The sequence below is a fragment of the Mycobacterium sp. TH-M82 genome (assembly GCF_057473605.1).
Genome location: NZ_JBYCKY010000821.1, coordinates 1 through 6,248, shown reverse-complemented (window position 1 = coordinate 6,248; position 6,248 = coordinate 1). Strand labels below are relative to the sequence as shown.

Annotated in this window: 4 protein-coding genes; 2 read left to right on the top strand and 2 right to left on the bottom strand. The window is 68.1% G+C overall.

Features of this window, described 5'->3' with window-relative positions:
- Both AC2VON_RS24075 and AC2VON_RS24070 read left to right on the top strand, forming a co-directional pair.
- Positions 1 to 778, top strand: a 778-nt coding sequence (locus AC2VON_RS24075; RefSeq protein WP_486955086.1) for a glutamine synthetase family protein, incomplete at its 5' end; no start/stop codon positions are given.
- 15 nt (positions 779 to 793) lie between these two features.
- A complete protein-coding gene (locus AC2VON_RS24070) occupies positions 794 to 3,832 on the top strand; it encodes a bifunctional [glutamine synthetase] adenylyltransferase/[glutamine synthetase]-adenylyl-L-tyrosine phosphorylase (protein WP_486955085.1) in 3,039 nt (1,012 codons plus the stop codon).
- Between the two features lie 22 nt (positions 3,833 to 3,854).
- Here AC2VON_RS24070 and AC2VON_RS24065 read toward each other — a convergent pair whose 3' ends face one another.
- Positions 3,855 to 5,549 (bottom strand): phospholipase C, encoded by a 1,695-nt coding sequence (locus AC2VON_RS24065; protein WP_486955084.1) that lies wholly within the window; start codon positions 5,547 to 5,549, stop codon positions 3,855 to 3,857.
- 172 nt (positions 5,550 to 5,721) lie between these two features.
- Positions 5,722 to 6,248, bottom strand: a 527-nt coding sequence (locus tag AC2VON_RS24060; RefSeq protein WP_486955083.1) for a type I glutamate--ammonia ligase, incomplete at its 5' end; no start/stop codon positions are given.

Sequence of the window (6,248 nt, the reverse complement as noted above, 5' to 3'; positions counted from 1 at the left end):
CGAAAACGCGCCCGGCCAGCAGGAGATCGACCTGCGCTACGCCGACGCGCTGTCGATGGCCGACAACGTGATGACCTTCCGCTACGTCATCAAAGAGATCGCGCTCGAAGAGGGGGTGCGGGCGTCGTTCATGCCCAAGCCGTTCCGCGACTTCCCCGGCTCGGCGATGCACACCCACATGAGCCTGTTCGAGGGCGAGGTCAACGCCTTCCACAGCCCCGACGACCCGTTGCAGCTCTCCGACATCGGCAAGTCGTTCATCGCCGGGATTCTGGAGCACGCCTGCGAGATCAGCGCGGTCACCAACCAGTGGGTCAACTCCTACAAGCGGCTGATACATGGTGGTGAAGCGCCCACCGCCGCGTCCTGGGGGGCGTCCAACCGGTCGGCGCTGGTCCGGGTGCCGATGTACAGCCCGCACAAGACGTCGTCGCGTCGCATCGAGGTGCGCAGCCCCGACTCGGCCTGCAACCCTTACCTGACGTTCGCGGTGCTGCTGGCCGCCGGCCTGCGCGGCGTGGAGAAGGGTTACCAGCTGGGGCCGCAGGCCGAGGACAATGTGTGGGAACTGACGCCGGCGGAACGCCAGGCCATGGGCTACCGTGAACTGCCCGGCAGCCTGGACCGGGCGCTCAGTGCGATGGAGAATTCCGAGCTGGTCGCAGAAGCATTGGGGGAGCAGGTCTTTGACTTCTTTCTGCGAAACAAGCGGCGAGAGTGGTCGAATTACCGCAGCCATGTGACGCCGTATGAGCTGCAGAATTATCTTTCGCTGTAACCGCCGGTCCTAGCGTTGGCCAATCCCGCTAATCCCGCTGACCCAACCAGGCAGCGCCCGACGCTGCCCGGTGCCGGCCGGCTCGGGTTGGTCGACCCGCGCGCAGCCGCCGACTTGAGGAAACTCGGGTGGTATGACGACACGGCCAGCCCGGCCCACGTCGAGTTGCTGTGGTCGCTGTCGCGCGCGCCGAATGCCGATGTGGCACTGCGCTGCCTGGTCGGGCTGGCCGAGGCGCTGGGTTCCGGCTGGGACGAACTGCGCAGAAAGCTGCTCACCGACCGCGGCCTGCGCGGCCGGTTGTTCGCGGTGCTCGGCTCGTCGGTGGCGCTCGGTGACCACGTGGTGGCCCACCCGCAGTCGTGGAAACTGTTGGCCGGCGGGAATGCTCAAGACGGCACGCTCACGCTTCCGTCGGCCGCGCAGCTGCGGCGCATGTTCGCCGAGTGCGCCGAGGGGCTTGCGGACGCCGCGGGCCCGGCCGACACCGACCGGCTGCGGGTGCTCTACCGCGACCGCCTGCTGGTGCTGGCCGCGCTCGACCTAGCGCCGACCGTCGAGGATGAGCCGGTGCTGCCGTTCGCCGCGGTCGGAGCCCACCTGTCCGACCTGGCCGATGCGGCGCTCAGGGCGGCACTGGCGGTGGCCCGGGCGAGGATGTGTGGTGCTGACGCCTCGCCGCGGCTGGCGGTCATCGCGATGGGCAAATGCGGTGCCCGGGAATTGAACTACGTCAGTGACGTCGACGTCATCTTCGTCGGCGAGGATGCCGGCGCGCTGACCAACCGGATAGCCGGTGAGATGATGCGGGTGGCCTCGGAAGCCTTCTTCGCGGTGGACGCCGGGCTGCGCCCGGAGGGCGCCCAGGGTCCACTGGTCCGCACCTGCGAGTCGCACATCAACTACTACCGGCGGTGGGCGAAAACCTGGGAGTTCCAGGCATTGTTGAAAGCCCGGCCCGCGGCCGGCGACCCGGAGCTGGGTGCGCGGTACATGGATGCGCTGATGCCGATGGTGTGGACTGCCTGCGAGCGTGAGGATTTCGTCGCCGACGTGCAGGCCATGCGCCGCCGGGTGGAGCAGCTGGTGCCCGCCGATGTACGCGCACGGGAGATCAAACTAGGCACCGGCGGGTTGCGCGACGTCGAGTTCGCGGTGCAATTGCTGCAGCTGGTGCACGGCCGCGGCGACGAGTCCCTGCACGTGGCATCCACCATCGACGCGCTCTCGGCGCTGGGCGCCGGCGGCTACATCGGCCGCGACGACGCGGCCAACCTGACCGCCTCCTACGAGTTTCTCCGCGTGCTCGAACACCGGCTGCAGCTGCAGCGCCTCAAACGCACCCACATGCTGCCGCCGGCCGACGACGACGAGGCGCTGCGCTGGCTGGCCCGCGCCGCGCACGTCCGGCCCGACAACCGTCATGATGCGCTGGGGGTGCTGCGCGAGGAGCTCAAGCGACAGAGCCTGCGGGTGTCCCGGCTGCATGCCAAGCTGTTCTACCAGCCGCTGCTGGAATCGGTCCGCCCGGAGCTATCAGGGATGACCTCTGACGCCGCGGAGCGCCAACTGGCCGCGCTCGGATACGAGGCACCGCAGAGTGCACTGACGCACCTGGCCGCGCTGACCGGCCAGGGCGGCCGCCGCGCGCGGGTGCAATCGGTGTTGTTGCCCACGCTGCTGTACTGGCTGTCGGACACCCCCGACCCCGACACCGGGCTGCTGGCCTACCGCAGGCTCAGCGAGGCGATGGCTACCCAGCATGGGTATCTGGCCACGCTGCGTGACAAAAGCTCGGTCGCCAGGCGGCTGATGCGGGTGCTCGGCACCTCGGCGTACATCCCGGAGCTGCTGATGCGCGCGCCGGAGGTGATCACGTCCTACGGCGACGGCCCGGCCGGTCCGAAGCTGCTGGACACCGGTCCCGACGCGGTGGCCGGCGCGCTGATCGCCTCAGCAGCCCGCTACGCCGACCCGGCGCGGGCGATCGCCACCGCGCGCAGCCTGCGCCGGCACGAACTGGCCCGCATCGCCTCCGCTGACCTGTTGGGGATGCTGGACGTCAGGCAGGTGTGCACGGCGCTGACGTCGGTGTGGGTGGCGGTGTTGCAGGCCGCCCTTCAGGCCGTCATCCGGGTCAACCTGCCCTCGGGGAACCCGGCCAACGAGGCCGCTCCCCGCCCTCCCGCCAGGATCGCGGTCATCGGTATGGGCCGGCTGGGCGGTCACGAGCTTGGCTACGGCTCCGATGCGGATGTGATGTTCGTCTGCGAGCCCAATGCTCAAGCCAACGGGGTCACCGACGCCGACGCGGTGCGCTGGTCGACCTCGATCGCCGAGCAGGTCCGGGCACTGCTGGGCACCGCGAGCGTCGACCCGCCTTTGCAACTCGACACCAATCTGCGCCCGGAGGGCCGCAACGGTCCACTGGTGCGCACCCTGGCCTCCTATGCGGCCTATTACGCGCAGTGGGCGCAGCCGTGGGAGGTCCAGGCGTTGCTGCGCGCGGACCGGGTCGCCGGCGACGTCGAGCTGGGCCGGCGGTTCCTGCTGATGATCGATGGAATCCGGTACCCGGCCGGCGGGGTGTCGGCGGACGCCGTGCGGGAGATCCGGAGGATCAAGGCCCGGGTCGACGCCGAGCGGCTGCCGCGCGGCGCCGACCCCAACACCCACACCAAACTGGGCCGCGGCGGACTGGCCGACATCGAGTGGGCCGTGCAGCTGCTGCAGCTGCGGCATGCACACCACGTCCCGGCGCTGCACAACACCTCGACGCTGCAGACCCTGGACGCCATCGCGGCGGCCGGGTTGCTCGGCGAAGCCGACGTGGACCTGCTGCGCCAAGCCTGGCTGACCGCCACTCGCGCGCGCAACGCGCTGGTGCTGGTGCGCGGCAAGCCCACCGACCAGCTGCCTGGCCCCGGTCGTCAGCTCAACGCGGTTGCCGTCGCCGCCGGCTGGCACGACGACGACGGCGGTGAGTTCCTCGACAACTATCTGCGGGTGACGCGACGCGCGAAGGCCCTGGTGCGCAAGGTGTTCGGCGATTGAGGTGGGTCAGCTGTCGGATTGGTCAGGTCGCGATGAAAGGGTCCTGGATCTGCCGCCGGGGGCTCGGCACCGGGTTGACTGGCGAGTTCTGCGCAGGCGGGGTGGTTGCCGGCGGGGCGGTCTGTTGCACCGGAGCTGTGGTCGCCTGCGCCGGCAGGGTGAGTTCCTGCGTCGGCGGGCCGGACTCCTGCACCGGCATCGTCTGGGGGAACGGCACCGGGTACGGGATGCCGACGCCGGCGGTTCCGAGCACGACGTTCGGCACACACTGCGGGAGTTTGGGCAGCGCCGTCAGCACAGGCGTGCCGAGGTTGGGGCAGCTGGCGCCGACGCTGCCGAAGTCGAACGCATTGGTCATGTCGCCGGTGACCCCCCGCCGCCAGGGGGTGAGGTTGGGCACCGGCGCCCCGAATCGGGTTTCGATCAGCCGCAGCTGCGAGGTGTGGTCGTAGACGGTGGAGTCGACTCGGCCGCCGCGGCTGTACGGCGAGATGACCAGGCACGGCACCCGGTAGCCCAGGCCGACCGGCCCGGTGACGCCGCCCGAGCCGGTCACGCTGTCGACGATGGACGCCGGGATGTACTCGCCCGGGGTGCCCGGTGGGGCGGTGGGCGGGGTGACGTGGTCGAAGAAACCGCCGTGTTCGTCGTAGCTGATGATCACCGCCGTCTTCTCCCACACTTTCGGGTTGGACAGCAGGATCCGCAGCAGGTTGACGATGCCGACCCCGCCGAGCGACACCGGCAGCGCCGGGTGTTCGCACTCGAGCACCGGCGTGACCACCCAGGACACCTGCGGCAGCCGGTCGGCGGCGACGTCGAGGGCGAAGTCCAGCGGATACCGCGGGGTGATCCCGTTGGCCCACAGGTTGGTCGCAGGGTCCAGAGCCTGTTTGAACGCGCCGACCAAACCGTTGAGGATGACCCCGTTGATCGGTCCCAGATCGTGGTTGTTGTAGACCTTCCAGCTGACCCCGGTCCGCTCCAGGGACTGCGGCATGATCTCCCAGGAAAACGTGAATTTAGGCCACAGCGTCGGGGTGGTCAGCCACGGCCCACCGAACTGGCCGTCCGGGTCGAGCGTCGCGCTGAGCCAATAGAGCCGGTTGGGCACCGTGGGCCCGAGCACCGAGCAGAAATAGTTGTCGCAGACGGTGAACTTGTCGGCCAGCAGGTAGTGGATCGGGATGTCCTCGCGGGTGTAATAGCCCATCAACGCCGGCGCGTTTTTGGAGCCGACCGCCTTGATCGACATGGGCAGCCAACCGTCGTTGGCGCCGCCGTTCCACGCCTCGTGTGTCGGTGCCCAGGAGTGGTCGGGGTCGTTGACGCATTCACCCGATAAACTCGGCCCGCGATCGGTGTTCAGCCGAAACGGCAGGGTGAACTGTGCGGCGTCGTTGAAGTCGGTGGGCCCGCCGCCGGATGCCGACGGCGCCCAGCCGCGTTGTTTGAACACCGCCGGCGGGTTGTTTCCGGTGTTGCCGAATCCGTTGACGCCGTAGCGGGTTCCGAAGTAGTTATCGAAGGAATGGTTTTCCTGCATGAACAGCACGATGTGTTCGATGTTCTGCAGCGAGCCGGACGGTGCCGACGCCGCGTAGGCTTTGTCGATGATCGGGCTGGCCCATTCGGCGAGCATCGCCGCACCGCCCGCCGCGGTGATCTGGGTGAAAAATTCCCTGCGGGACATGCCTTGAAACGGGTTGCTTTTCATCGCATACCTTTCTAGCCCGGCGGGCTCAAGGTAAGCGTTCGAGAGTAGTTGTGTCGTCAGTCGATCCGCAATTGTTATCCGCGGATTCTCAATCGTTATCAACCGTGGCCGGCGAGCACCGCCCGACGCGGTTACCCTTGCCGAGAAACGCCGGGATACGCCCTCGCTGGGATCAGCAGTCGTAGTACAGCGCGAACTCGTAGGGGTGTGGGCGGATGTTGATCGGCTCGATCTCGTGGGTGCGCTTGTAGCCGATCCAGGTGTCGATCAGGTCGGAGGTGAATACCCCACCCTCGGTGAGATATTCGTGGTCGGCTTCCAAGTTGTCGATCACGTCGGCCAATTGAGTGGGGGCCTGCGGGATATTGGCGGCCTCGTCGGGCGGCAGCTCGTAGAGATCCTTGTCGACCGGTGCCATCGGCTCGATCTTGTTCTTGATGCCGTCGAGACCGGCCATCAGCATGGCGGCGAACGCGAAGTACGGGTTGCCCGAGGAGTCCGGGCAGCGGAACTCCAGCCGCTTGCCCTTGGGGTTGGTTCCGGTGATCGGGATACGCACGCACGCCGACCGGTTGCGTTGGCTGTACACCAGGTTGATCGGTGCCTCATAGCCGGGCACCAGCCGCTTGTAGGAGTTGACGGTGGGGTTGGTGAACGCCAGCAGCGACGGCGCGTGGTGCAGGATGCCGCCGACGTAGT

Bases quoted from the DNA above. Each gene is read 5' to 3' on its own strand.
- AC2VON_RS24065 (WP_486955084.1), bottom strand. From the start codon at position 5,549: ATGAAAAGCAACCCGTTTCAAGGCATGTCCCGCAGGGAATTTTTCACC.